Raw genomic sequence first — 26656 nt, 5'->3', positions numbered from 1 at the left:
GGCTTTCACACCGGCCCTCCGGGCGCTTCGTTCTTTCGTGTTCCCAGCTTATCAGATGTTTTCCGTGCCGTTCCCGGCGCTTCCTTCATCCAACTCGCTGGCGTCTTCTGCGGCTTGACGCCCTGTCCGACGTTTCAAACTCTAGCCGATCCCCGCTCCGAAAAGCGAATCCGGCCGCAATCCCTGAAAGCAGGCACACCGAATAGACCCTGAGCCGGAACGTATCGAAAGAAATAACGACACGCCTCGGCCCGAAATGGGATGAGGTGGTGTTTCAGAGGATTGGCTACCCCGGGACCGTCCGCGCCAATGCGTGTCCGGTGCTCCCAGCCAGGCAGCTCGAAGAACACTAGACCTCTTGGGAGACCACGTCAAGCGCCGGTGTCCGCCCGGGGGACTCCTCCTCGGCCGGCAGCTGGAAGGCGAGGATCGCGACGTCGTCGTCGTGGTCGGAGCTGACGCCCATGGCGCGGAGCAGCCGGGAGCAGACCACGTCGGGGGCGCCGACCGCGCCGGCGAGGGTGCGGGCGAGCAGGTCGAGGCCCTGGTCGATGTCCTCGTCCCGGCGTTCGACCAGGCCGTCCGTATAGAGGACCCCGGTGGTGCCGGGCAGCAGGCGGAGGGTGTGCGAGAGGTGGACGCCGCCGCCGGTGCCCAGGGGCGGGCCGTTCTGCTCCTCGCTGCGCAGGACGGTGCCGTCGGGGCAGCGCAGCAGCATCGGGAGGTGGCCGGCGGAGGCGTAGCCGAGGGTCCGGCGCTGCGGGTCCCAGACGGCGTAGGTGCAGGTGGCGATCTGGTTGGCGTCGATCTCCATGGCGAGCCCGTCGAGCAGGCTCATCACCTTGTGCGGCGGGAGGTCGAGGCGGGCGTAGGCGCGGACGGCGGTGCGCAGCTGTCCCATCACGGCGGCGGCCCGCAGGCCGCGGCCCATGACGTCGCCGATGACGAGTGCGGTGCGGCCGCCGTCGATGGCGATGACGTCGTACCAGTCGCCGCCGACCGCGGCCTCGGCGCCGCCCGGTTGGTAGGTGGCGGCGACCCGGAGGTCGGCGGGCTGGTCGAGCTTCTGCGGGAGGAGGCTGCGCTGGAGGGTGACGGCGGCCTCGCGCTGGCGGCGTTCGGACTCCCGCAGCCGGGCGGCGGCGAGGACCTGGTCGGTGACCTCGGCGGCGAAGATGAGGACGCCGGAGGTGGGGTCGTCACCCGTGGGAGTGGTGTCGACGGCGGTGGGGGCCGTGCCGGGGGCACTCGTGGGGGTGGATCCGGCCCGGGCGGGCGGAGGGGCGGGGGCCGGGTCGCCGGGGTCGCGGGTGAGCGGCACGCAGGACACGTTGTAGTAGCGGTTGCCGGTGAGGCCGAGGATGCAGCGGGCCTTGACGCTGCGCGGGCTGCCGCCGCGGATCACCTGGTCCATGAGGGGCAGCACGCCGAGGGTGCCGAGCTCCGGCAGGGCGTCGCAGGCGGGCAGGCCGGTGGGGCGTTCGCCGAAGAGTTCGCGGTAGGCGCGGTTGGCGTAGCCGAGCTGGTGCAGCGGCCCGTAGGTGACGGCGACGGGGGCGGGGATGCGGTTGAGGACCTCGCGCAGGTCCTGGGGCCGGTGCGGGTCGAGCACGCCGGTGGGGTCGAGGGCGTTCGGGATGCCGACCGGGGTGGTGGGGCTGGTGGGGTCGCGGGGGCCGGGCACCACGACGGCGTCGCCGGACGGCGTGCCGCGGTCGGTGCCCGCCCCGGACTGCGGGGCGGCACGCCACGGGACTCCGGTGAGCCGGGCGCTCCAGCGCATGAGGTTCAAACGACGGCCGCTTCCTCGGGTTCCAGGCATATCATCACTTTTTGTGCACTCGTCAGCACACGCGGTAATGACTCGGTCGGGCAGATCCTGTCAGGCGGAGGCCCGATTCCGGAAGTCGTCCGCGCCCGGCGCGGTCGGCGGGTCGGCCTCGGAGCCGTGCCGGTACTCCGAGCGGGCGGCGGCGCCGGGGCCACCGGCCCGGGCTCACACCGGCCGTCCGTCGGCCGGCTCCGGTCGGTCCGGCTGCTCGGGCCGGCCGAGCGGGACGACCTCGCGGGAGAACAGCCCGGTCAGCGCCCAGTCCATGAGGATCCGGACCCGGCGCTCCCCGCTCGGCAGCCGGCGCAGATGGCGGGCCCGGTGCAGCCACCAGGCCCGGCGGCCGGTGAGCCGCCCGCCGCGCCGGGTGTGGGCGACCGCGCGGCCCAGGCCCAGCGAGGTGGAACAGGCCGGGGGGCCCGGCAGGTACTCGGCGATGCCGGACGCATGCGGGCCGCCGTCCAGCGCGACCAGCACATTGGCGGCCAGCAGCTCGGCCTGGGCGAAGGCGTGCTGGGCGTTCGGCGCGCACGGCGCCCCGTCCGCGTGCGGGTCGGGCACGGCCGCGCCGTCCCCGGCCGCCCACGCCCCGGGCAGCGCGCGGCCGTCCGGGCCGAGCACCTGGAGGGTGGGCAGGCAGCGGACCCGGCCGGTGGTGTCCAGCGGGAGGTCGGTGTCGCGCAGCAGCGGGTTGGGGCGGACTCCGGCCGTCCAGACCAGGGTGCGGGCCGCGAACCGGCTGCCGTCGGAGAGCGCCATCACCCCGCCGGCGGCCGACTCCAGGGTGGTGCGCAGCCGGACGTCCACATTGCGCTCGCGCAGCTGGGCCAGGGTGTGTCCGGCGAGTTCGGGCGACTCCTCGGTGAGGATCCGGTCGGTGGCCTCGACCAGGACCCAGCGCAGGTCCTCGGGGGTGGTGTGGTGGTGGCCCCGGACCGCGTACCTGGCCATGTCCTCCAGTTCGGCCAGCGCGCCGACGCCCGCGTAGCCGGCGCCGACGAAGACGAAGGTGAGCGCGGCCTGGCGGAGTGCCGGGTCGCGGGTGGTGGTGGCGAGGTCGAGCTGTTCCAGGACGTGGTTGCGCAGGCCGACGGCCTCGCCGACGGTGGAGAAGCCCCGGCCGTGCTCGGCCAGTCCTGGCACCGGGGCGGTGCGGGAGACCGATCCGGGGGCGAGCACCAGGACGTCGTAGTGGAGTTCGACCGGCGCGGGCGGTTCGCCCCGGCCGGCCGCGTCGGCCCAGGCCCGGCGGGAGGCGTGCTCGATCCGGGTGATCCGGGCGGTGAGCACCTTGCACTCGGTGAGTTCGCGACGGAGCGGGACGACCACGTGGCGGGGGTCGATGGTGCCGGCCGCGACCTCGGCGAGCAGGGGGTGGTAGGTGAGGTAGGCCTGCGGCTCGACCAGGGTGAGGTGGACCTCGCCGCGGCGCAGCCGCTCGCGCAGGCCGCGCTGGAGGTGCAGCGCGGCCGACATGCCCGCGCACCCGCCGCCGACGATCAGGATCCTGATGGCGCACCTCCTGTCGATGGGCTCCGTGGCCCGCCTTCGACCGGGCATGCCCCCATCACGCCCACCAATAAAGGGCCGCCGAAGCCCTCTTGTCCACCGTCCGTGCTGTGGCGGACGGGTCCGGTGGGGCCGGAGGTGGACAGAAGTACTGGCGGGGTGAGTTTCTGACGCACTTTCGGCCTCGAACGGCGGTGAACTATGGTCGGATTGTGTGGCGGCGCGGCCACTGCCATGTCAACTGGTGGCGACGCACCGTGGATCGGTCATTACGGCCAGTTCTAGTGTTGGCGGGGGAACCCGACTGCGGGACCGTGATCCGGGGAAGGGTAGTTCCCGGACAGGGCCCAGAACGGGCGCCGACGCGCCGGCCCGATCGCATCGATCGGCCCGGCGGCGCCCTCCGGAGCGGGGTCCGGGTGGATCTGCGCGCGGCCGCACCCGCGGCCGGGCGGCACCCGGGCGGCACCAACGGCACGAGCGATGGGTCATCGGTCATTTCTTTCAGGCGTAGCTGCACCGGGGGGTGCAGGGGCGGGCGACGACAGGGTCCGGAACCGGACGCCTGCGGGGGAGAGTTGGGATGATGGAACAGGAGCGACTGTTGGGGCGATCGGGTGCGGCACACCCCGGCCAGGGCGTGGTGCCGGAGCAACGCGGTCCGGCCGAGGCCTCCGGCCTCGCGGGGGCGGCGTACGCGGCCGTCCCGTACCGGGGTGGCGAGGTGACACAGAGCGGCGGGCCGTCCCCGGGCACCCGGCTGCGGGTCGACGCGCGGCGGAATCTGGAGAGCGTGCTGCGCGCGGCCCGCGAGGTGTTCGGCGAGTTCGGCTACGGCGCGCCGATGGAGGAGGTGGCGCGGCGGGCCGGGGTCGGTGTGGGCACGGTGTACCGGCGCTTCCCGAGCAAGGAGGTGCTGGTCCAGCGGATCGCGGCGGAGGAGGTCGCCTGGCTGACCGCCCAGGCCCGCGACTCGCTCTACGGTGGCGCGGGTGCCTGGGAGGCGCTGGCCGGCTACCTGGCGCGCGCGGTGTCGACCGGGGCCGGGCGGCTGCTGCCGCCGGAGGCGTTCCGGTACGCCGAGGAGCTGGGGCGGGTGCCCGAGCAGCGTTCGCCGGACCCGGCCGGGGCGGGCGGCGCGTTCGGCTCGGCCCGGTACGAGCCGAGGGCGACCGGGCTGCCCGGTGCGGCGTACGGTTCGGCGCCCGGGCCGCTCGGCGGTCCGGTGCCGGGTCAGGTGCCGGGTCAGCCGTCCGGCCAGGTGCCGGGTCAGCTGCCCGGCGAGGCGGCCGGTGGGCCTGTCCGGGCCGGTGCCGGTGCCGGTACCGGTGCCGGGCCGACGGCCGAGGGCGAGACGGCGGCGCTGGTGGCCGACGCGGATCCGCGGCTGCTGCTGCAACTGCTCGCGGCCCTGGTGGCCCGCGCGGGTGCGGCCGGCGAGCTGCGGCCCGGAGTGACCGTCGCGGACGTGGTGCTGGTGCTGACGGCGTCGGTGCCGGTGCACGCCTGGCGCGGCGGGCCGCCGGTCGGCCCGGTCGTGGCGGGTACGGCGGGCGCGGCGTCCGGCTCGGAGCCCGCGGGCTCCGCGGAGGCGCCGCAGCCGACCGGCGGCCCGCAGGCGGACGGTCGATCCGCCGAAGGACCGTCCGACCGGCTGCTCCAGATCCTGCTCGACGGCCTGCGGGCCCGCTGAGCCTGCCCGCACCGGACCCCACCGTCCGGCGCGGGCAGGAAGGTCGGTGAGCGGGGCCGGACGGCTCCGGGCCGTTCGCCCCGGGCGGGCGACGCCGCCCGGGGGCGCCGTGCGCGGGGCGAACACATCCGCGACGGCCCCACGGAAGAGTGGGTCACGGCCGGTCCGGCTACCGCCCAACTCTGCGCTATGCCATCCTTTGCCCGTGGTTGGAGCCAATGTCCCGATGCGCGCCGTTCGCGCGCCCTCGGCGCCGTGCGGCGGAGAATCGTGCGCCCACGCACTCCCGTGCGCCCTGCCACACTACGGGGGTTGTCGTGGAGTCTGGGGTCCGTTGTGAGCGCCGAGGAACAGAACGACTACGGCTACGGCCTCGACTTCGGGCGGTCCGCCGGGGGCGGGCCCGACCGGGCTCCTGACGGGCCGGCCGCCGACCCGGGCGCACCCGGCGGCGGGCCGGGGGCGCCCCCCGGGCCGGTGCCGGCCGGCCAGGTGCCGGACCAGGCCGGGATGCCGGGCCGCGAGACCCTCTCCGCCTCCGCCGCGGCGCTCCCCCAGGGCCGGGTCCCCGGGCAGGCCGGCGCCGGGCGCGGCGGCGTCATCCCGGAGGCCTTCGTCGGCACCGGGGCACCGGTGCGCCCAACCGTGCCGGCGCCGGCCGATCCCGTCGACGGTGAACGACCGCCCTCCGACGCGGAGTTGACCGCGCTCGTCCGGGCCGGCGATGACACCGCCTACGAGGAGATCTACCGCCGCCATGTGGATTCGGTGCGCCGCTACGCCCGGACCTGCTGCCGGGACAGCTTCACCGCCGAGGACCTCGCGGGCGAGGTGTTCGCCCGCACCCTCCAGGCGCTGCGCGCGGGCAAGGGACCGGAGTTCGCCGTCCGCGCGTATCTGCTGACCGCGGTCCGGAACGTCGCGGCGGCCTGGACCCGCAGCGAGCGGCGCGAGCAACTCGTCGACGACTTCAGCGTGTTCGCGCAGAGTTCGGCCGCCGTGGTCGACCTCGACCTGGCCGACCCCGGCGCCGACGCCTGGGCGATGGCGCTGGCCGACCAGCGCATGGTGATGCAGGCGTACGCCGAACTCCCCGAGGACGACCGGGTGGTGCTCTGGCACACCGAGGTCGAACGGGAGTCCCCCAAGACCGTCGCGGTGATGCTCGGCAAGACCGCCAACGCGACCGCCGTCCAGGCCCACCGGGCCCGCGACCGGCTCGCCGCGGGCTTCCTGCAAGCGCATGTCTCGGGCAGCCAGGACCGGGACTGCGAGGCGTACGCCAACCGGCTCGGCGCGTACGCGCGCGGCTCCCTGCGCAAGCGCGCCTCGGCGGAGGTCGGCCGGCACCTCAAGGAGTGCGACCGGTGCACGGCCGCGTGCCTGGAGCTGTCCGAGATCAACCACGGGCTGCGCGCGCTGCTGCCCGGCGGGGTGCTGGTCTGGATCGGCGTGGGCGGCTTCGGCGCCGCCGCGGCCGCCGTCGGCGGAGTGGCGGCGGTGGGCGGCGCGGCCGCCGGGACCGCGGCCGCCGCGGCGGGCGGCACGACCGGTGGCACGGCCGGGGCCACGGCCGGCGCCACGACCGGAACGACGGCGGGCGCCGGGGCCGCGGGCGGTGCGGGAGCCGGGGCCTCCGGCGGGGGCGGGGGCGCCGCGAGCGGCGCCGCGGAGGGCCTGGGCACCGCCGCGAAGGCCGGGATCGCCGCCGCCGTCGCGGTGGCGGCGGCCGCCGTCGCCGCGTACGCGCTCACCGGCGCGCCCGAGCCCAAGCCTCCGGTGGCCGCTGCCCCGGTCTCGGCGCCGGCCGTTCCCGCGCCGCCGGCGGCCGAGCCCGAGCCGCCCGCCCCGGAACCGGCTCCGCCGCCCGCGCCGGAGAGCCCGGCTCCGGCACCGGTGGAGCAGCCGGCCCCCGCGCCGTCCCCGCCCCCGCCGCCCGCCGCCGCGCCCAGACCGGTGCCGGTGACGCCGAGCAGCCCGCCGGCGACCACGGCGGCCCCCTCGCCGACGCCCGCGCCCCCGAAGCCCACGCCGACCCCGACGCCCGCCCCGACCCCGCCCGCGACCGTCCCGGCCGTGCCGGCGCCGACCCCGCCACCGGTGCCGACGCCCGAGGTGCCGCTGCCGCCCGTGCCCGAGGTGGTGGTACCGACGCCCACTGTGACGCCGAGCCTGCCGACCACGCCGCCCACGGCCGTCCCGACCCCGCCCGCGCCGACCGACTTCTGGGCCGACGACCTGCCGGTGGTCAAGTCGTCCCACAACCGGGTGCCGCCGCCGCGGCCGAGCATCCGGGAGAACGGCAGCGGCTGGTTCTGGCAGCGGGAGAGGGTCTCCGTCGCCGGCGCCGAGCACCGGCACGGCATCAGCGTGCACGCGCCCGCGGCCACGCTGATCGACCTCAACCGGAGCTGCACGTCCTTCGACGCGGTCGCCGGGATGGACGACCTGACCCTCGCCGTCGGCGGGGTGGTCTTCTCGGTCCAGGGCGGCGACGGGCGGACGCTGTGGAGTTCGCGCACCCTGCGGGCCGGCGACCCGGCGGTGCCGGTGCACGTGCCGCTCGGCGGGCAGACCTCGATCCGGCTGGTGGTGGCGCCGGCGGACGGCATCCGGTCGGCGCTGAACGTCGCCGACTGGGCCGAGGCCCGCTTCAGGTGCGTCTGAAGCGGGCCTCGGGGGCGGTGTCCGCCCGGTGCGGTGCGGGCCGCCGGGTCAGACGGCGCAGGAGCCGTCCGCGCACGCCTCGCCGGCCGGGTCCGCCTGCACCGGGGCGGGCCGGCGCTCGCCGATCTCGCCGGCGACCTGCTCCAGCACCTGGCGGAAGGTCTCGGCCTCCTGGCCGCCCTGGACGGCCCACTTGCCCTCGAAGACGAAGGTCGGCACGGCGGTGATGCCGATCTCGCGGGCCTCGGCCAGCTGGGCGCGCACCTCGGCGGCGCCCTCCTCGCCGGCGAGGTAGGCCGTCACCCGGTCGCGGTCCAGGCCCGCGCCGACGGCGACCTCGGTGAGGGCGGTGCGGTCACCGACGTCCACGCCGTCGCTGAAGTGCGCCTTGAGCAGGGCCTCCTTGACCCGGCCCTGGGCGGCCGCGCCGTACTCGGTCTCCGCGAGGTGCAGCAGCCGGTGGCCGAGGAAGGTGTTGGCGTGCAGGGCGGCGTCGAAGTCGTAGCCGATGCCCTCGGCCCGGCCCAGCTCGGCGACCCGGGCGTCCATCGCGACGGACTGCGGCCCGTAGCGCTCGGCCAGCCACTCCCGGTGCGGGCTCGCCGTGGCCGGGGCGTCCGGCACCAGCTGGTACGGCCGGTAGACCACCTCGACGTTCTCCTTGCCCGCGAAGCCGTCGAGCGCCTGCTCGAAGCGGCGCTTGCCGATATAGCACCAGGGACAGGCGATGTCGGAGTAGATCTCGACCTTCATGACGGGGGCTCCAGAGGGGGTGGGGGCGGGGTCCGAGGTAGGTGAACGATGAACCATCTCGGGACATTCCCGGCGTCCGCTCAGGTCTCCGGAGGGGCGGGGACGATCAGGACCGAGCAGGCCGCGTGGTGCACCAGGGCGCCGCTGACCGAACCCAGCAGGAGCCGGGCGAAGCCGCCGTTGCCCCGGGTGCCGGCCACCACGGTGTGCTGCCGGGCCGAGGAGGCGAGCAGGACCTCGATCACGTTGCCGAGCACCACGTGCAGGGACATCTCGGCGCTGCACGGGTGGGCGCGGGCCCGCTGGACGGCGTCCACCGCACGGCGCAGGCCGTCCGCCATCGACTCGACCAGGGTCTCCACGCTCTCCTGGACCAGTTCGGCCATCCCCGGGGGGTAGCCGGTGGGCGCCGGGTTGACGACGGCGAGCACGTACAGCGGCAGGTCGTGGGCCTCGGCCTCGGTCATCGCCCGGTCCAGGGCCCAGAGCGAGCCGTCCGAGCCGTCGCAGGCCGCGAGCACCCCGGGGGGCCGGTTCGTCGGGAGCCGCCCGAGCACCGAGAGCACGACGGGGACGGACGGGTCGGGACCGGCACTGGTCACCACGGCCTCCGGGCGGGGTGAAGGGGACGGGATGCTCGCCATGATCGCCGCCCGGCGCGGCGCCGGGCCCGAGCCGCGCCGGGAAGCGCGGGAGCGCCGGGAGCGGGGCCGGACGAGCGCGCGGGGCGGAGCGGCCGGCCGGCGGGCGGGGGCGGGTGCGGGTGGCCGCGCGGGGCGGGGAGAGACGGGGTCAGGAGAGGCGGGGCGGGGGCAGCGCGGGGTGCACGGGCCGTGGGAGGCCGGTCCAGCAGGCGCCGTGGCGGCGGGCGCGGACGCGGCGCAGCCAGAGCTCGGTGGCGACCAGGTCGGCGAGACCGGCCAGGGCGGCGGGCGGCAGCAGGGCCGCCGGGTCGGCCGCGCGGTCGAGCGCGGCCCGGACGGCGGGGAGGTCGATCAGCCCGGCCTCGGCGAGCAGCGGCGCGTCGAAGAGTTCGGCCAGGCCGTCGGCGGCGAGCCGCAGGCCCGCCCGGACGGTGGTGGCGCGGTCGGGGCGCGGGCCGCGGCCCCAGTCGGGCGGCAGGTCGGTGCGGCCGGCACCGGCCAGGACGGCGTGCAGCAGCGCGTGCCGGGCGCCGGGCTGGAGCCGGACCTCGTCCGGGAGCAGCCGGGCGGCCCGTACCACCTGGTTGTCGAGGAACGGCGCGTGCAGCCGCTGGCCCGGCTGTTCGGTGGCGTGCACCAGCGTGCGGAAGCCGCGCGCGTGCCGGTGCAGGGCGTGCCGGGCCCGGTACGCGCCGGGATTGTCCCCGGGCGCCGGTTCGCGCGCCGCCAGGCGCAGCCGCAGCGCGACCGCGGAGAGCGCCTCGTCGGACAGCCAGCGGGCGGCGGGCCCCGGGACCACCCAGGCGAGGTCCTCCACCGAGCGCGCCCCGGCCGTGCCGGCGCCGTCGGGCGCCCGGCGGAGGGTCAGCCGCACGGCGGCGTCGTCGAGCGCGTCCGGGTAGCGGATCCGGGCCAGCCGGTGGGCGGCGCGCAGCACGGTGAGCGGGGTCCGCAGCGCGCCGGTCAGGACGCCGGCGGCGGCCCGGTCGGCGCCCGCCAGCGCGGCCACCGGGGAGAGGAGTTCGCGGGAGCGGCCGGCCCGGACCAGGTCGGCCAGCCGGGCCGGGTGCCCGTCCAGGACCTGCCGGGCGCCGTAGCCGGTGAGGTGGTCGGTGCCGCCCGCCCCGAACCGGGCCTCGGCCCAGGCCGCGGTGACCAGTTCGGGCCCGGGCTCGTCGGTGAGCGGACCGGCGGTCGGGTCGGCGCGCAGGTCCGCGTACGGGAGGGTGTCGGGGCCGGGGGCGAGCACGGTGCGGCGCAGTCGCGGGACGTCCGGGGCGAGCACCGGGGCGGCGGGGGCGGTCCCGGTCCCGGTGGTCTCGCCGAAGGTGATGGCGGCGACGGGTTCGGAAGCGGTGCGCGGCCGGGCGGCGGTGCGGGCCCAGGAGCCCTTCACCGCCCCGGTCCGGGCCGGGCGGGCGGGTCCGGGGGGTCCGGGGGGTCCGGCGGCTGACCGGGAGGCGGGCGGGGTTACGGACGCGGGCGGGATCACGGGCCCGGACTCCTCGGGCGGCGGTCCGGTCTGCGCCGGCACGGCCCGGTACGGCCCGGCCGGGTAGGGCGCCGCCGGTCCGGACGGGAAAGGCACCGCCGGTCCGGCGGCGGGCGGGACGGCGGCGGCGAGCAGCGCGACGGTGGCGGAGGCCGTCCCGTAGGAGAGGTCGACCCCGAGCCTGGGCCGCCCGGACGGACCGGCCGGCAGCGGGGCCGGACCGGCCGGGCTGGTGCGGACCCGGAACCGGACCGATTCCAGCAGCGCCCGGGTCAGCTCCCGGACCGCCGGCGCCTCGCCCCGCTCGGGCACCCCCTCGGCGCCCGGCCCGTCGTACCCCGTGAGGTACGGCCGCCCGCCCCGGACCGCGAGCGCGTGCCCGGGCGGCACCCGTCGCACCCCGAGGTACGGGGTGCCGGTGCCGAGCGCCTCGGGCGCCTCGGGGCAGGCGAGCCGGGCGGCCAGGTGGCCGGTGTCCAGCGGGGCCCCGACCAGGTCGGCCAGCGGCAGGGCCGCCGTGGCGTACGCGGTGCCGTCGCCCCACGGGGTGTGGAACACCGGCCGGGCCCCGGCCAGGTCGGTGAGCAGCACGGTGGAACGAGTGCCGCTGCGCAGCACCACGGTGTAGCTGCCGGGCCAGCCGGTGAGGTGGCGGACGGCGCCGCCGCGGGCGGCGGCCAGGCCGGCGGCGAGTTCGGCGTCGGTGGCGCCGCAGTGGCCGAGCACGGCGAGCCGGAGGGTGGCGGGGTTCGCCTCGAAGGGGTCGGGCGCGGTCGGTCCGGTGGTGACCGCGGCGGCGGCCCCGGGCCGTAGGACGGCCAGGCGGATCTCCTCGGGCCGCCAGTCGCCGACCGCCCAGAGCGGGTCGGGACCGGTCCACAGCGGGCGCGCGGCGATCGGGGCCACGGCGCCGGGCGGCTCGTGCGCCGGTGCGCCCCGCCGGGGCGCGCCCGTGCACCAGCCCGTCAGCCACCGCATCGCGCCTCCACCGGACGAGGATCTGCACCGCTCGGCGGGCCCGGATCCGCAGCCCGCGTCCGGCGCGCCGTCAGAGGACATGGTGCCACCGGTTGTGCGTCCGGTGACCGGAGTTGTCGTTTCCGGTGCGCGCGCGGGGCTGTTGCCGTAGGGGCCGGTCCTTCGGTCCGCCTCGGGCGGGGTCGGCGGTCGGCGGTCGGCGGTGACGGTACGGGGTTTCGAACGCCCGGACGAGCTTCTCCACCGGAGCGGCCCGGGCCTTCCCCTCCTCGGCCCGGACCGCCCCGCGGGTCGCCCTGTCATGGCCATCGCGAGATGGCCGAAAGGCGTCGCTCGGCCCGGGAGGGCATCCGCATGCCCTCCCGGACGTCGCCACCGCCCGCGGGGATGAAGGCGGCGGCATCCCCCGGCCCGCCGGGTCCTCGACGGCGGGCCGACCCACGACCACCAGCGAATCGCCGACCAGCCGGTCGGGCCAGGGGGCACGGCCGGGCGCACATCGACACGGGACCGGAGCACGACGCTCCGGCGCGCGGCCGGGAGACCGCCGGGCGGCCGGATCCCGGCGGTCCTGGCCAACTTCGCGACCCGCCCGCCGTCCGGCGCCGGGCGCGCGATCCCGCCATCCGGAATGCGGCCTCTTAACCCTCGGAACGCGTCCGACTACTCTAGGTACAGCAGCTTCGGCCCGGTGCCGCCCGGGCCCCGCGCACAAGGCCGCAGGAGGTGCCGCCGCCACCATGACCGTCAGCCCACGAGGACCGAACGAACGGCTCGGCACGCTCCTGACCCTGGCGCAGATCAGCAACGCGGGTCTGGCCCGCCGGGTCAACGACCTCGGCGCCCAACGCGGGTTGACGCTCCGCTACGACAAGACCTCGGTGGCCCGCTGGGTCAGCAAGGGCATGGTGCCGCAGGGCCCCGTGCCGCACCTGATCGCCACCGCGATCGGCGGCAAGCTCGGCCGGCCCGTCCCGCTGGAGGAGATCGGCCTCGGCGACACCGACCCGGCGCCCGAACTCGGCCTGGCCTTCCCGCGCGAGGTCCCCGACGCGGTCCGGTCCGCCACCGACCTCTGGCGGGTCGACCTCGACCTGCGCCGCGGCCCCGGCGGCGGGCGCTGGAGCGACAGCCTGGCCGGCACCTTCTCGGTCGCCGCGTACGCGACCCCGGTCTCGCGCTGGCTGATCAACCCCGCCGACGGCTCGGTGGCGCGTGAACCGCCGCGCGCCCCGGCCGAGTCGGGCTCGTACCGGGTCGGCCACTCGGACGCCGCCAAACTCCGCGAGGCCGCCCAGGAGGCCCGCCGCTGGGACTCCAAGTACGGCGGCGGGGACTGGCGTTCGTCGATGGTGCCGGAGTGCCTGCGGGTCGAGGCGGCGCCGCTGCTGCTCGCCTCGTACAGCGACGCGGTGGGCCGGGCGCTGTTCGGCGCGACGGCCGAACTCACCCGGCTGGCCGGGTGGATGGCCTTCGACACCGGCCAGCACGAGGCCGCCCAGCGCTACTACATCCAGGCCCTGCGGCTCGCCCGGGCCGCCGCGGACGTCCCGCTCGGGGGCTATGTGCTGGCCTCGATGAGCCTGCAGGCCGGCTACCGGGGCTTCGCCGAGGAGGCCGTGGACCTCGCCCAGGCCGCGCTGGAGCGCAACCGGGGCCTGGCCACCGCCCGGACGATGAGCTTCTTCCACCTGGTCGAGGCCCGGGCCCAGGCCAAGGCCCGGAACGCGGCAGCGTGCGCGACGGCGCTCGGGGCGGCGGAGAGCGCGCTCGAGCGGGCGCGCGCCGGGGATCCCGATCCGGCGTGGATCGACTTCTACGCCTACGACCGGCTCGCCGCGGACGCCGCCGAGTGCTTCCGCGACCTCGGGGTGCCCGCCAAGGTCCGCCAGTTCACCCGCGAGGCGCTGGCCCGCCCCACCGAGGGGTTCGTGCGCTCCCACGGCCTGCGGCTGGTGGTCTCCGCGATGGCCGAGGCCGAGGCGGGCAACCTGGACGCGGCGGTCGCGGCCGGCGAGCGCGCCGTCGACGTGGCCGGGCGGATCTCCTCCCAGCGCAGCCGCGAGTACGTGGTGGAGATGCTGCGCCGGCTGGAGCCCTTCCAGGGCGAGCGCCGGGTCCGCGACCTCACCGAACGCGCCCGCGCGGTGATCGTCGCCCCGGCCTGACCGGCGGCGCCCCGCGGGACCTTGCGCGGGTGCCGCCCGGGCCCGGCCGAAACGCCCCCGGGCCCCCTCGACCGGCCCCCGCCGCCGTGGCAGCATCGCGGACGGACGGGGGCGGTCGGACGAGGCGAGGAGCGGGCCGTGCGGTACGACGTCGACGTGCTGGTGGTGGGGGGCGGGATCGTCGGGCTGGCCACGGCCCACGCGCTGACCGGGGCCCGCCCCGGACTCCGGCTCACCGTGCTCGAGAAGGAACCCGGCCTGGCCGCCCACCAGACCGGCCGCAACAGCGGGGTGATCCACAGCGGCGTCTACTACCGGCCGGGTTCGCTCAAGGCCAGGTACGCGGTGGCCGGCGCCGCCGAGATGGTGGAGTTCTGCCGCGCCCACGGCATCCCGCACGAGATCACCGGCAAGCTGATCGTCGCCACCGGACCGGCCGAACTCGACCGGCTGCGCACCCTGGCCGAGCGCGGCCGGGCCAACGGCATCCCGGTCACCGAACTGGACCGCCGGGGCATCGCCGAGTACGAGCCGCAGGTCACCGGTGTCGCCGGCCTGCACATCGGGAGCACCGGCATCTGCGACTTCCCCGCCGTCGCCGCCGCCTACGCGCGCCTCGCCCGCGAGGCCGGGGCGGAGATCCGCACCGGCACCGAGCTGCGCGCGGTCGCCCGACGGGCCGACGGCGTCACCGTGCAGACCTCGGCCGGGGAGCTCCGCTGCCAGGTCCTGGTGAACTGCGCCGGCCTGCACAGCGACCGGATCGCCCGGCTGGCGGGCGACGACCCGGACCTGCGGATCGTGCCCTTCCGCGGCGAGTACTACGAACTGGTCAAGGAGCGCCGGGACCTGGTCCGCGGACTGGTCTACCCCGTGCCCGACCCGGCGTTCCCGTTCCTGGGCGTCCATCTGACCCGGGGCGTGCACGGCGACGTGCACGTCGGCCCGAACGCGGTGCCCGCGCTGGCCCGCGAGGGCTACGACTGGCGCACCGTCCGCGCCCGCGACCTGGCCGGCACCGCGGCCTTCCCCGGCACCTGGCGGATCGCCCGCCGGCACTGGCGCTACGAGGTGGGCGAGTTGCACCGCTCGCTGTCCAAGCGGGCGTTCACCTCGGCCGTCCAACGACTGCTGCCGGCCGTCGCCCCGGCCGACCTGGTCCGCGCCACCGCCGGGGTGCGCGCCCAGGCGGTCGCCCGGGACGGCTCGCTGCTGGACGACTTCGCCTTCGCCGGGTTCGACCCCGACGACCCGCGCTCCACCCGCCGCCTGGTACACGTGCTGAACGCGCCCTCCCCGGCGGCGACGGCCTCGCTGCCGATCGGCCGGGAGGTGGCCCGCCGGGCGCTCGCCGCGCTGGAGGCGGGCGGGCGGTGAGAGCGGGCGCGGGCGGGCGGTGAGAGCGGGCGCGGCCGGTCGCGGTGGCGGACGCGGGGCCCGTCACAGCGCCCTCGGCCCCCGCCCGGCGGCCCCGTAGACTCGGTTGATTGTGACTGCCACCGCCCCGATCCCCCAGCCCTCGCCCTCCGCCCGGCTCTCCGCGGCCCCCGCCGCCTACCCGGCGCCGATGTACCCGCACAAGGCCACCGAGGCCCAGCACAGCGAGCGGCGCATCCGCAGCTTCCAGCCGCGCCGGGGCCGGATGACCAACGCCCAGGCGGGCGCGCTGGACCGGAGCTGGGAGACCTACGGCATCGCGATCGACGGCACCCCGCTCGACCTGCCCGCGCTCTTCGACGGCCTGCCGGTCACCCTGGAGATCGGCTTCGGCATGGGCGAGACCACCGCCGCGATGGCCGCCGCCGACCCCGCCATGGGCATCCTGGCCGCCGACGTCCACACCCCCGGCCACGGCAACCTGCTCGGACTGCTGGAACGCGACGGCAGCACCAACGTCCGGCCCGCCGCCGGTGACGCCGTGATCCTGCTGCGCGACATGCTCCAGGACGCCTCGCTGGCCGGTCTGCGGGTCTACTTCGCCGACCCGTGGCCCAAGCCGAAGCACCACAAGCGGCGGCTGGTCCAGCCGTCCTTCCTGGAGCTGGTCCTCCCCCGGCTGGCACCCGGCGCGCTGGTGCACTGCGCCACCGACTGGGAGCCCTACGCCGAGCAGATGCTCGCCGTGCTGTCCGCCTCCCCGGAGCTGGAGAACCTCCACCCCGAGGGTGACGGCACCGGCTGGACGGAACCGGCGGACCACCCGGACGGCTCCGTCCCGGGTTACGCGCCGCGACCGGACTGGCGGCCGGTCACCAAGTTCGAACGGGCCGGCATCGCCAAGGGCCACGTGGTGCACGACCTGCTGTTCCGCCGGCGCTGACGCCGCGCCGGGCGTTCGACCCGGCGCGCCCGCGCGGGCCCCGACACCGCCGGCGGGCGCGTCCGGGGCGGACGGTTCCCCCCGACTCCGCCCGGCCGCCCGGCGGCTTGGCCTACCCTGTGCCGGGTGAGCACCCCGTCCGGCGATGGGTACCACCTCACCGTGCGGGCCGCCGACGACCGAGAGACGCCCACGCCCACCGCCGACACCCGGACCATCCCGGGGCCGCGGGGGCGCCGGGCCCAGCGGCTCGTGCCCCGGCCGGGCCGCACCGACCCGCAGGACCCCGGCACGCGCCCGGACGGCCCGACGGCGCCCGGACCGGCCCCCGGCAGCCGCCGCCCACTGCGCCCGGCCGCCTTCTCCGCGGTCACCGCGACGGCCGTACTGGCCCTGGCCGGCTGCGGGGTGCTGATCCTCCAGCTGGTCCGCCGCCAGACCGGCACCGCCGGACTGCTGGTCGGCCTCGGGCTGGCGACGGTCCCGCTGCCCTTCGTGCTCGGCGGGCTCGCCTGGCTCAACCGGACCGCCCGGGTGCCGCTGCGGCACACCGTGTTCTGCCTCGGCTGGGGCGCCTGCGCCGCCACCACCGTGGCCATCCTCGCCAACGGCTGGACCAGCACCTACCTGAGCGCCCACCAGGGCAGCCTCGGCGAGGCACTGGCCGCCGACCTGATCACCCCGGTGATCGAGGAGAGCGCCAAGGGCGCCGCCCTGCTCGTCCTGCTGCTGCCGATCGGCCGGCGGCCGCGCTGCGCGGCCGGGCCCGGCGGCCGCCCCCGCGCCGACGTGCCGCACCGGCTGCCGGGCCCCCGGCAGCCGCGCGGGTACGAGCGCCGGCTCACCGGGCCGCACGCGCGCGGCCGGCTGCGGCTGCGCCCCTACCCGCGCCCGCTGCCGCACCCGCCGGCCGCACCGGCCGCACCCGCCCTGGTGGCCGGTGGGCGGCCGTCGCCCACCGGCCACCGGCGGGCCCGGTCCCGGCCGCGCACCCTGGCGGCCGGGGTGGTCCTCGGCGGGATCACCGCCTGCGGCTTCGCCTTCACCGAGAACGCGCTCTACCTGGGGCGGGCGTTCACCGACGACCAGCAGCAGCGGCTGGACAGCATCGGCCTCGGCGAGTCGCCCAGCCTGCGGGACTTCGACAGCACCGTGCAGACCTTCGTCCTGCGCGGGCTGCTCTCGCCGTTCGCCCATCCGCTGTTCACCGCGCTGACCGGGCTCGGCCTGGCGGTCACCCTCACCACCGGGCGCCGCCTGCTGGCCCGGCTGGCGGCGCCGACCGGGCTGGTCCTGGCGATGACCCTGCACGGGACCTGGAACGCCGCCGCCGACCTCGGCACCCACGGCTTCCTGCTGGTGTACGCGGTGCTGATGGTGCCCTGCTTCGCGGCGCTGGTCTGCTTCTCCGCCTGGGCCCGATCACGGGCCGCCCGGCACCCCGGGCGGGCCGGGCCGCCGGCGCCGCGGGCCCGGGCCGGCGTGCGGACCGCCGCCCGCCTCGGACGGCGGTTCGCCGCCCGGCTCGAAGGGTGGCTCGGGGGGCCGGCCGGGGGCCCGTGAGGAACGGATTTCCCATCCGGGCGATCTCCCCGTATTGTTGGGTTCACCGACGCGGGGTGGAGCAGCTCGGTAGCTCGCTGGGCTCATAACCCAGAGGTCGCAGGTTCAAATCCTGTCCCCGCTACTCAGTAGCAACGAAGGCCCGGAGGATCCGTCCTCCGGGCCTTCGTCGTTCCCCGGCGGGCGTCCGCTCCGCGCCACGGTCCTGCCACGGAGCGGTAACAGCACCCCGGGTCAAGATCGACCCGCCGAGGTCGACGATCATACTGAGTGAAAAGACGACTCCTTTGGACGCGGACCGTCGCGCCGAGTTAGGACACACACTCATGCTGTCGAAGCGCCTTGCCAGCACCACCGCGATCGGCCTGCTGCTCGTGGCCGGGGCGACCGCCTGCGGCGACAACGACAAGCCCGCCGCCGCCGACAAGCCCGCTGCCGCCGGCAAGGCCGCCGCCGCGCCGGGGCTGGACACCGAGAAGCTCACTGCCGAGGAGATCCAGAAGCAGGCCAAGGACGCCCTGGCCGGCGCCACCTCGGTCAAGGTCGTGGGCAACGTCAACAAGGACACCGACGAGATCGCCGTGGACCTGGCGGTGGACACCAAGGGCCAGTGCAAGGGCACCCTGACCCTGCCGGGGGCCGGCAAGTTCGAGCTCCTCGGCGACGGCAAGCAGGTCTACCTGAAGCCCGACGCGGCGTTCCTGACCAGCGTCACCGAGGGGAAGAACCCCCAGGCCGTCGAACTCCTCAAGGGCCGCTGGATCGGCGGCGCGCAGGACGACCCGGACATGAAGGAAATCACCACCGCCTGCAACCTGAAGGAACTCACCAAGACCTTCGGCACCGGTGACGAGAGCAAGGCCACCAACATCACCAAGGGCTCGGCCGGCACCGTCAACGGCGCGAAGACCTTCAGCGTCAAGTCGAAGGACAGCTCCGGCGGCGAGGCCACCCTGCACGTGGCCACCGAGGGCAAGCCGTACCCGCTGCGGATCGAGAAGAGCGGCAAGGGCGGCGGCCAGATGGACTTCACCGACATCGACAAGGCGCTGACCGTCCAGGCCCCGCCGGCCGATCAGGTGATCGACTACTCGCTGTTCAAGGACAAGGTGCAGGCCGCCTGATCCGACGGCGATAAATCCGTTGCCCTCCCTCCGGGACGCTGCCTACAGTGGCGGCACACTGAAAGGAGGTGATCCTGAGTTGAGTTCCATCAGGATGTGTGAGGTGGCTGCTCGCTAGAGCCGCCCTTGCCTGCGCAGGGTGGGGCCCATGGTCCCCGGCAGGCGAATTCCCAGCAGTCACCCGGCCCGCGGGCTCACCGGTACATCCACGGTGCCTCGGCGCCCGGCCCCTCGCGGGTCCGGCCCCGAGGAGCAGCCCGCGGGCCGTCTGCGTTCCCGGGCGGGTTTCCACGACCGCCCGGGGGGCATCCCGGCTACGAGTCGGCTGGCCCCGGCAAGGAGCCGGCGCCCAGGTCGTCTCTTTCGGATCACGTCGGATCAGCGGGCGGCGTTGGAGTGCGTGCATCGGCGGTGCGGAGGACGGAGTCCATGCGGTGGGGGCACCTCCCGGCCGAAGGCCGGGGGCCATCGGCGACCGACGACAAGCCGGCGAGGGGGTACCTCCCGGCCGAAGGCTGGGGGCGTATGTGCTCCGGCGGCGACCGCCTGGCGTGATCCGAAAGAGACGGCCTAGAGTCGGCGCGCGCTCCGCAGGGGCGGGGTGCGGGCACTGGGGGTGTGGGCGATGGCGACACGGCGGACCGGCGGTACGGCGGCGGGGCGGACGGCTCGACGGGCGGCGGCGGGAGCGCTGCCGGGGGTGGGCCTGCTGGGGCTGGCGCTGTTCGCGCTGGGCCGGCCGCACCCGTGGCAGGCGCTGGGCGGCGGACTGGTGGTGGCCTGCGCGGCGGCCCTGGTCGGCGGGGCGCTGGGGTTCCTGTTCGGGGTGCCCCGGGTGCGCGGCGGCGCGGCGGGCGCCGAACCGCACGGCTCCTACGTGCCCAACACCAATCTCGAACAGGTCTCGGACTGGCTCACCAAGGTGCTGCTGGGCGTGGGCCTGACCCAGCTCGGCTCGATCGGCGAACGGCTCGACCGGCTCGGCTCGACCCTCGCCCCGGTCCTGGGCGGGGGCGCGGACGCCTCGCCGTTCGCCGCCGCGCTCGTCCTCTACTTCGTGCTGCTCGGCTTCCTGACCGGCTGGCTGCTGACCCGGCTGACGCTGCCCCGGGTGCTCTCGGACGCGGACCGGGCGCTGGACCTCTTCCTGGCCGGACAGGACCGGGACCGCAAGGGCGACCGGGTCGGCGCGGACGACCTGCGGATGCGGGCGATGCAGCGCCTGGGCCTGGTGGGCACCAGCACCGGCAAGCCTGGCGACCTGCCCGGGTCGATGCTGCCGGCCGACCCCGCGGGCGGGTCGGAGGGGCTGGTGGCCGAGGTCCGGTCGACGGCCCGGCGTTCGGCTCTGACGGCCGCGCAGGTGCGGGACCTGTTCGCGGACGGCTCGGAGGGGCGGCGGGTCCAGGCGCTGGCGCTGATGCAGGGCGATCCGGCGCTGGGCGACCTGCCGAGCGTGCTGGAGGCGATCGAGCACCCGCGCTCCGGGTTCGAGCAGTACCACGCGCTGCTGGCGGCGCGCGGGCTGCTGTCCCGGCTGCCGGCCGAGGAGACCCAGCGGCTGCGGGAGGCGGTGGCGGGCCGGCTGATGGCGCCGGACGGGATCCCCTACGGCTCGGACCGCAGCTGGCTGGCGGAGAAGATCCTCTCGCGGCTGGAGCCGGTGGTGTTCCTGCCGCAGCAGCAGGGCGGGCCGACGGTCGGCACGGGCGCACCGGCCTCGCCCGGGGTCGGCACCGACGCCGGTGCCGGTGCTGGTGCCGGTGCTGGTACTGGTGCCGGTGCTCCGGGGCCGGGCGCCGGATAGCCACGGGCCCGGTGGTCACCGGCGCGGACGACGCCCCGCGGTGGGCGGCGCGGGGGTGGAACGGGGGCAGCGCTCCCGGTGGTCCGCCCGGCGCAGCACGAGCATCCGGCGGGGGCGGCCGCCCTCGGTGGCCGGCGGGAGGATCCGGATCTCGCTGGCGATCCGGCGCTCGCCGAGCAGGTGCCGGACGGGGTCGAGGTGGTCGGCCCGGCGGCCCGTGCCGTCGAACAGCGGATGGACCCGGACCTCGCCGGCGGGCGCGGTGACCCGGACCAGCTCGGTCAGCGCGGCCAGTTGCCGCTCGGGCCCGAAGAGCGCGGGATAGGCGAACACCAGGTAGCCGCTGAGGGTGAGGGCGAAGGTGCCGTCCGCGAACGGGAGCCGGGGCAGCGCGGCGGCGACGTACTGCCCGGGGTGGGCCACGCGGTCGGCCGCGAAGAGCCGGCGGGCCCGGTCCCAGCTGCGCAGGTAGCGCTCGGGCGGGCGGTGGCGGCAGGACGGGTAGAGCTCGGGACGGGCGTCCATCGCGGCGGCCATGGCCGCCCGGGCGGCCAGCGCGCGGGCGGCGATCTCCTCGGGGGGCCGGGCGTACACCGGGTCGGTGGCGATGACCCGGCAGCCGAGCGGACGGGCCTCGGCGGCCAGGGCGGCGGCGCCGCCGGGGCAGTCGAGCAGCGGGCCCCGGAGGGCGGCGAGCGCGGCCCGGGTGAGGCCGAAGAGGCCGCAGTACTCGTCCAGTGGACGGGAGGTCACCAGGGCGGCGGCCGGGGCGGGGGAGGTTCGGTCGGCCATCGCGGCCATCCGAACACGGAGCGGCGGGGGCCGCATCCGCAGACGGCCGGCCGAGGATCGGCCGGCCGTGGACGGGGCGGGGACGGGCAGTGGGACCGGTTCAGCGGGTCGGCGGTTCAGCGGCCGAGCAGGCCGCGGGCGGCGAGGCGGCTGACGTTGGTCAGACCGCGCACCAGCTGCGGGGTGACGAAGACGAACAGCAGGCCGACCAGGCAGACGCCCGCGATCTGCAGCGGCGACTCGATGTAGTAGACGTGGTGGCCGGAGCCGTTGGTGTAGTCGAAGAGCCGGTAGCCGGGCCAGTCCGTCCAGCGCGGGAACACCCAGTGGTAGACGGGGTAGAGCGCGAGCGTCCAGCCGACGCAGAGGAAGACCAGCGACAGCGTCATGCTGAGGATCGCCCACGGGAACATCACCACCTGGTACAGCACGGCCTTCCAGCCGGCCGCGTCCGTCAGCCGGGCGGTGATGCCGCCCCAGAAGCCGGGCCGGGGCCGGACCGGCGCCGGACCGGGAACGTCCAGGGCCAGCAGGCCGCGGACCCGGGCCCGCTCCAGCCGGCCGAGGCCCCGGGCCACGGTGGTCAGACCGGCCAGGACCGGCAGGCCGAGCACCGTCACGAAGGTGCCGAGGCCCAGGGAGAACAGCGTCACGGCGGTGACGAAGCCGACGATCGCCACCGGCAGACCGGTCAGCGCGTAACCGACCTCGCGGTAGAAGTAGGAGCTGAACGGGGCCCGCCAGGCGTACGGCGGCTCCTCGGTGCGGTGGGCGGCGCCGGACCGGCGGTCGTCGGTGTCGTCCTTGGCGTACCCGGTGCGGCCGTCGTACGCCTCGTACTCGCTGCGCTGCATGGTGTGGGTGCTCATGGCCGGGTCACGGTCCCTCGGGTCGGTCCTGGTTCGGGCTCGTCGGGCGTCTCCTGCCGACCTCTGAAGCCTGTCAGAGCGCCCGTCCGCCGGACATCCGGTTCCCCGGCGAACCCGGGGTGGGGTTATCCCCCCTGCCCGGCGCCCCCGGCCGGCGGGTCGTCGGCGAGCAGGGCGTACTGCTGGGCGTCGCGCCAGCCGTCCGGGCCCCGGTAGTCGTGCCGGACCCGCCCCTCCAGCCGGAACCCCGCCCGCTCCAGCACCCGGATCGAGGCGGCGTTGTCGACGTCCACCCGGGCCTCCAGCCGGTGCACGCCGAGCGGGCCGAAGGCGAAGTCGCGCAGCAGGGCGACCAGCTCGCCCGCGTAGCCGGAACCCCACAGGTCGCGGCGCAGCGCGTAGCCGATCGTGGCGGCGCCGTAGGGGACGAGGCCGAGCGCGGCGGTGCCGATCGGGTCGGCGCGGGCCGGGTCGTCGGCGTCGGCACGGCGGGTGACGGCGAGCCGGTAGACCTCTCGGTGCTCCTTCTCGGCCTCCTCGACGAACTGGGCGACCTGGTCGGCGCAGGTGTCCAGGTCGCGCGGGGCGAACGGGAGGTAGCGGGTGGCCTCCGGGTCGCCGAACACGGCGTGCAGGGCGGCCACGTCCTCGGGGGTGTGGTGGAACTCGCGAACGGCAAGCCGGGGGCCGGTGAGTCGGACGGGGACCATGGCTCCCGACCCTACCCGCGACCAGCGGTTACGGTTCGTGGTTATGGAAGACGAAGACCTGCGGCTCGCCCCGCGCACCAAGGCCGCCGAGCTGCTCGCATGGGCGGAGGCGGAGGGCCGCGAGCCGGTCGCCGAGGGCCCGCTGCGAGCGGTGCTGGCGCTGTTGGAGCTGGGCGAGGGCAGGATGCACGACGGCTGGCCCGAACTCACCTCCGCCGCGGTGGAGCACCTGCTGTACGAGCGCCTGTACCTGTACGTCCAGCCGGAGCCGGAGCAGGACCCGCTGGCGTACGGCGCGGCGGTGCGGCTGCTCATCGACCACCGGCGGGCGGCGAAGCGGCTGAACGCCAAGCGGCAGGAGCGGCTGCACGCGGAGGCCGAGTGGCAGGGCGAGGTGGCGGCCGGGCTGCTGCGCCGGGCGGACCTGGTGACCTGGCCCCGGCTGTACACGCTGCTGCTGCGCGCGGCCGGGGTGGACACCGCGGACAGGGAGGCGGTACGGACCTGGCTGGAGGGGTTCCGGGAGCTGCCGGAGGAGGAGCGGTCGGCGGCGTTCGCGGCGCTGGAGGCGGACGGCGTGCTGGACCCGGTGGACGACGGGGGCTGGGAGGCCGGCGGCCGGATGCTGGCGGTCGGGATGGCCACGGACGGCGCGCGGCGGCTGCTGGAGCAGGGGCTGATGCGGCGCAGCTACCGGAACCTGGCCGAGCTGACGGCGCTGGGCCGGCCGATGCCGGAGGAGCTGGCCGGGGACTTCGGGGCGTTCGAGGAGGCGGCGGCGCTGGCGGCGCTGGAGCTGGCCGGCAGCTGGACGGTGCCGGGGCTGCCGGAGCTGCTGGTGACGGAGTTCCCGGAGCTGGCGCCGGAGCCGGGGCCGGCGGAGATCGAGACCTATCTGGCCGGGCTGGAGGCCGCGGACGGCGACGTACCGGCGGACGATCACGTACCGGCGGACGGGGACGCACCGGCGGACGGGAACGAGTGGGCGGACGGGGACGAGCGGGCGCCGGAGTAGGCGCGGAGGACGGCGAGGGACCCCGGCCGGTGCGGCCGGGGTCCCTCGTCCTGCTCGGGGGGAGGCGGGGTCAGGGGCTGACGCCGCGCTGCTCGAACCAGGTCTCCGGGTCGACCGGGGCGCCGCCGCCGGGGCGGACCTCGACGTGCAGGTGGGCGCCGGTGACGTTGCCGGTCGCGCCGACCTTGCCGATCTGCTGGCCGGGCAGGACCTTGCCGGAGCCCTTGATGATCGAGGAGAGGTGGCAGTACCAGATCTCGGTGCCGTCGGGCAGGGTCTCGACGATCCGGTAGCCGTAGGCGCCGGCCCAGCCGGCCGAGGTGATGGTGCCCTGGCCGACCGCGTAGACGGCTTCGCCCTGGTCGGCCGCGAAGTCGAGGCCGGTGTGCAGGTGGGCCCAGTAACGCGCGCTCTGGCCGTAGTGGGCGGAGAGCCGGTAGTCGCGCACCGGCAGCTTGATGGCCGCGAGCTTGGCCTTCTCGGCCTCCTCGGCGGTGCGCCTGGCCTGCTCCTGCTGGGCGACCTGGGCGGCGCGCTTGGCCTCGGCCTCCTGGGCGGCCTGGACCCGGGCGGTCTCCTCGGCCGCGGTGCGCTGGCTGTCGGCCTGCTGCTGGATCCGGGCGGCGAGCGCGAGGCCGGGGTCGGCGGAGAGCGCGACCGGGGTCTCGTCGGGGGTCTCCACGGCGGGCGCGGCGGCCGGGGTGGCGGAGGCGAAGCCGGTCGCGCCCAGGGTGGCGGCGACGGCGGTGACGCCGAGCAGCGGCGCCGTGCCGCGGGTCTGACGGGGCATCCGGTGCCGGCTGGTGTCGGCGGCCGGCGGGGCGCTCTCGTCGGCGGGGCCGCCGTAGGGGCCGTGGCCGGCGAACGGGCCCGGATGGTCGAGCAGCTGGGTGCCGGTGGAGGACCCGGCCGGGTGTGCCTGGGTGTGCGTCGACGCCACGGAGGCGCGCTCCTTTCCTTCCTTCGCGCCTACCGGGTTAGCTGACGGGTTCGGAGCAGGAAGGTCTCCTACGGCTGAGCCTGGGCGGTGCCCTGGCCCGGCCGATTCACCCCAGAGGAACGTGGTTCCCCGGCTCCCTGGCCTGCCCGAAGGCCGGCCGGCGGGATTAGGCGACGGCGCACGGTGCCGTCTGGGTACGGCGTTGCGGACCGCGCTGCGTTATCAAACGTTAATCCGAGAGTCTCCCGATTCCAAGCCATCCGTGGGTGACGACCGGACACGGACCGGACGCTACGGGGCCGGATGGGCGTTTTGTGACGTTTGATGACAACTGACACTACCGAACGTGAGAGGACGTCAACGAACGGCCTCCCATCTGAGTACGACTACTCATGTGCGGCCGGAGCCGCGCGGCCATTCTGGGCGCCATGAGCGCACCGATGCAGTCACGCACCACGGCCGCCTACTACATCCAGGCCGTCCTGTCCTTCGCCCTCTCCGGCACCGCCCTCGGCGCCGGGATCGCCTACCTCCCGGTCGAACCGTGGACCAGGGCCTTCCTCGCCGTCGGGCTGCTCTGGACGGTCACCTCCGCGTTCACCCTGGCCAAGGTGGTCCGGGACCGGCAGGAGACCACCGACCTCGTCGGCCGGGTCGACCAGGCCCGGCTGGACAAGCTGCTGACCGAGCACGATCCGTTCCGGGTGGAGGGGGTCTGACCGGCCCGGGCACGGCGCGTCGGCCATGGCGCGTCGGGGCACGGCGCGTCGGGGCACGGCGCGTCGGTCATGGCGGTCGGTCATGGCGGTCGTCATGGCGGGTCGCTCGGGAGGGCTTGACGGCTAAGGCTATTAGCCTTAGCTTTATGGCTATCGGCACTCGCCGACGACCCGCCCCGAGGAGGCACCCATGAACGGCACCATCGCCCCCGCCACCCGCTACCTCGACCTCCCCGGTGGCCGGATCGCCTTCGACGACACCGGGCACGGCGAGGGCGCCCCCGTCGTCCTGCTCCCCGGGATGCTCGACAGCCGGGCCGCGTACCGGCACCTGCGCCCGCTGCTGACCGCCGCCGGCCGCCGGGTGATCACCATGGACCTGCGCGGCTTCGGCGAGTCCTCGATCCTCTGGGAGGACTACTCCCCCGCCGCGATCGCCGGCGACGTCCTCGCCCTGCTGGACCACCTGGGCATCGACCGGGCCGTGCTGGCGGGCAGCTCCTACACCGGCGCCAGCGTGGTCAGGGCCGCCGCGGACGCCCCCGGCCGGGTCGCCGGGATCGTCCTGCTGGACGCCTTCGTCGAGAACGTGCCGCCCACCGCCCTGCAGCGGGCGATGGTCCGCGCGATGGGCGCGCTGCTGGTGCGCTCGCCCGGGTTCTGGGGGCTCTACCTGCGCAAGGCCGCCTTCCCCGGCCCCAAGCCCGCCGACCACGAGGAGTACGTGGCCGGACTGGTCTCCGCGCTGCGCACCCCGGGCCGGCGGGCCGCCACCCGCGGCTATGTGCGCGGGGACTCCTCGCCCGTCGGCTGGACCTCGGCCGTGCGCTGCCCGGCGCTGGTGGTGATGGGCTCCAAGGACCCCGACTTCGGCGACCCGGAGCTGGTCGCCGACCGGCAGGCCGCCGCGCTCGGGGCGCGCAAGGTGATGGTCGAGGGCGCCGGGCACTACCCGATGGCCGACCACCCGGAGGCCACCGCGGACGCCCTGCTGGGCTTCCTCGCCGAGCTGGCCTGACGCCGCGCGCGCCGTCCGCGCCGTCCCGCCCGGCACCCGCCGCT

Annotated in this window: 19 protein-coding genes, 1 tRNA gene, 1 pseudogene and 1 riboswitch; of the genes and pseudogenes, 12 read left to right on the top strand and 9 right to left on the bottom strand. The window is 76.3% G+C overall.

The features are described 5' to 3' along the window. Positions 1–364 precede the first annotated feature (364 nt). Positions 365–1822, bottom strand: a pseudogene (locus SM793_RS23980) (PP2C family protein-serine/threonine phosphatase); the annotation flags it as partial. A gap of 174 nt (positions 1823–1996) precedes the next feature. After that, complete coding sequence (locus SM793_RS23975) at positions 1997–3307, bottom strand: NAD(P)/FAD-dependent oxidoreductase (RefSeq protein ID WP_413816022.1); 1311 nt, start codon at positions 3305–3307, stop codon at positions 1997–1999. A gap of 619 nt (positions 3308–3926) precedes the next feature. Between SM793_RS23975 and SM793_RS23970 the strand changes: the two genes are divergently transcribed. Together SM793_RS23970 and SM793_RS23965 are read left to right on the top strand one after the other, a co-directional pair. Further along, positions 3927–5033: a helix-turn-helix domain-containing protein gene (locus SM793_RS23970; protein ID WP_320440344.1), complete on the top strand. Its 1107-nt coding sequence runs from the start codon at positions 3927–3929 to the stop codon at positions 5031–5033. Positions 5034–5369: 336 nt separating this feature from the next. Continuing rightward, positions 5370–7700, top strand: coding sequence for a sigma-70 family RNA polymerase sigma factor (locus SM793_RS23965; protein ID WP_320440343.1), 2331 nt, complete (start codon positions 5370–5372; stop codon positions 7698–7700). A 48-nt stretch (positions 7701–7748) separates the two neighbouring features. On the opposite strand, the gene SM793_RS23960 is transcribed toward SM793_RS23965, so the two are convergent. The 3 genes from SM793_RS23960 to SM793_RS23950 all read right to left on the bottom strand — a co-directional run bounded on the left by SM793_RS23960 (position 7749) and on the right by SM793_RS23950 (position 11567). Continuing rightward, positions 7749–8453 carry a DsbA family oxidoreductase gene (locus SM793_RS23960; RefSeq protein WP_320440342.1) on the bottom strand — a complete coding sequence of 235 codons (705 nt, stop codon included), beginning with the start codon at positions 8451–8453 and terminating at the stop codon, positions 7749–7751. 80 nt (positions 8454–8533) lie between these two features. Continuing rightward, positions 8534–9055 carry a universal stress protein gene (locus SM793_RS23955; protein ID WP_320440341.1) on the bottom strand — a complete coding sequence of 174 codons (522 nt, stop codon included), beginning with the start codon at positions 9053–9055 and terminating at the stop codon, positions 8534–8536. Between the two features lie 190 nt (positions 9056–9245). Next, complete coding sequence (locus SM793_RS23950; RefSeq protein ID WP_320440340.1) at positions 9246–11567, bottom strand: asparagine synthase-related protein; 2322 nt, start codon at positions 11565–11567, stop codon at positions 9246–9248. A gap of 740 nt (positions 11568–12307) precedes the next feature. Here SM793_RS23950 and SM793_RS23945 point away from each other — a divergent pair. From SM793_RS23945 to SM793_RS23915, 7 genes are all read left to right on the top strand, one after another. After that, the gene (locus SM793_RS23945; protein ID WP_320440339.1) at positions 12308–13735 is read left to right on the top strand and encodes an MFS transporter; all 1428 of its coding nucleotides are present in this window, start codon (positions 12308–12310) and stop codon (positions 13733–13735) included. 138 nt (positions 13736–13873) lie between these two features. Continuing rightward, a complete protein-coding gene (gene lhgO / locus SM793_RS23940; protein WP_320440338.1) occupies positions 13874–15112 on the top strand; it encodes an L-2-hydroxyglutarate oxidase in 1239 nt (412 codons plus the stop codon). 112 nt (positions 15113–15224) lie between these two features. Then, a complete protein-coding gene (trmB, locus tag SM793_RS23935) occupies positions 15225–16055 on the top strand; it encodes a tRNA (guanosine(46)-N7)-methyltransferase TrmB (RefSeq protein ID WP_320440337.1) in 831 nt (276 codons plus the stop codon). Between the two features lie 126 nt (positions 16056–16181). Then, the gene (locus SM793_RS23930; protein WP_320440336.1) at positions 16182–17618 is read left to right on the top strand and encodes a PrsW family intramembrane metalloprotease; all 1437 of its coding nucleotides are present in this window, start codon (positions 16182–16184) and stop codon (positions 17616–17618) included. 50 nt (positions 17619–17668) lie between these two features. Then, positions 17669–17742 (top strand) — tRNA-Met (locus SM793_RS23925). A gap of 202 nt (positions 17743–17944) precedes the next feature. Further along, positions 17945–18742 carry a hypothetical protein gene (locus SM793_RS23920; protein WP_320440335.1) on the top strand — a complete coding sequence of 266 codons (798 nt, stop codon included), beginning with the start codon at positions 17945–17947 and terminating at the stop codon, positions 18740–18742. Between the two features lie 625 nt (positions 18743–19367). Next, positions 19368–20549 (top strand): hypothetical protein, encoded by a 1182-nt coding sequence (locus SM793_RS23915; RefSeq protein WP_320440334.1) that lies wholly within the window; start codon positions 19368–19370, stop codon positions 20547–20549. Positions 20550–20564: 15 nt separating this feature from the next. Here SM793_RS23915 and SM793_RS23910 read toward each other — a convergent pair whose 3' ends face one another. From SM793_RS23910 to SM793_RS23900, 3 genes are all read right to left on the bottom strand, one after another. Further along, positions 20565–21341, bottom strand: coding sequence for a hypothetical protein (locus SM793_RS23910; RefSeq protein ID WP_320440333.1), 777 nt, complete (start codon positions 21339–21341; stop codon positions 20565–20567). 116 nt (positions 21342–21457) lie between these two features. Further along, complete coding sequence (locus SM793_RS23905) at positions 21458–22210, bottom strand: sensor domain-containing protein (protein WP_320440332.1); 753 nt, start codon at positions 22208–22210, stop codon at positions 21458–21460. A 125-nt stretch (positions 22211–22335) separates the two neighbouring features. Beyond that, positions 22336–22920: a GNAT family protein gene (locus SM793_RS23900; protein ID WP_320440331.1), complete on the bottom strand. Its 585-nt coding sequence runs from the start codon at positions 22918–22920 to the stop codon at positions 22336–22338. A gap of 43 nt (positions 22921–22963) precedes the next feature. Between SM793_RS23900 and SM793_RS23895 the strand changes: the two genes are divergently transcribed. Further along, the gene (locus SM793_RS23895; RefSeq protein ID WP_320440330.1) at positions 22964–23935 is read left to right on the top strand and encodes a hypothetical protein; all 972 of its coding nucleotides are present in this window, start codon (positions 22964–22966) and stop codon (positions 23933–23935) included. 70 nt (positions 23936–24005) lie between these two features. Here the strand turns inward: SM793_RS23895 and SM793_RS23890 are convergent, their stop codons facing one another. Then, a complete protein-coding gene (locus SM793_RS23890; protein WP_320440329.1) occupies positions 24006–24875 on the bottom strand; it encodes a M23 family metallopeptidase in 870 nt (289 codons plus the stop codon). Between the two features lie 12 nt (positions 24876–24887). Beyond that, positions 24888–25058: riboswitch (cyclic di-AMP (ydaO/yuaA leader) on the bottom strand. Positions 25059–25303: 245 nt separating this feature from the next. On the opposite strand from SM793_RS23890, the gene SM793_RS23885 reads away from it, so the two are divergent. Continuing rightward, complete coding sequence (locus tag SM793_RS23885; protein ID WP_320440328.1) at positions 25304–25594, top strand: YiaA/YiaB family inner membrane protein; 291 nt, start codon at positions 25304–25306, stop codon at positions 25592–25594. 190 nt (positions 25595–25784) lie between these two features. After that, positions 25785–26612: an alpha/beta hydrolase gene (locus SM793_RS23880; protein WP_320440327.1), complete on the top strand. Its 828-nt coding sequence runs from the start codon at positions 25785–25787 to the stop codon at positions 26610–26612. Positions 26613–26656 lie beyond the last annotated feature (44 nt).

It is taken from the genome of Kitasatospora purpeofusca (genome assembly GCF_034043715.1).
Taxonomy (GTDB): Bacteria; Actinomycetota; Actinomycetes; order Streptomycetales; family Streptomycetaceae; genus Kitasatospora; species Kitasatospora purpeofusca_A.
This window is presented reverse-complemented; position numbering and strand designations above follow the sequence as displayed.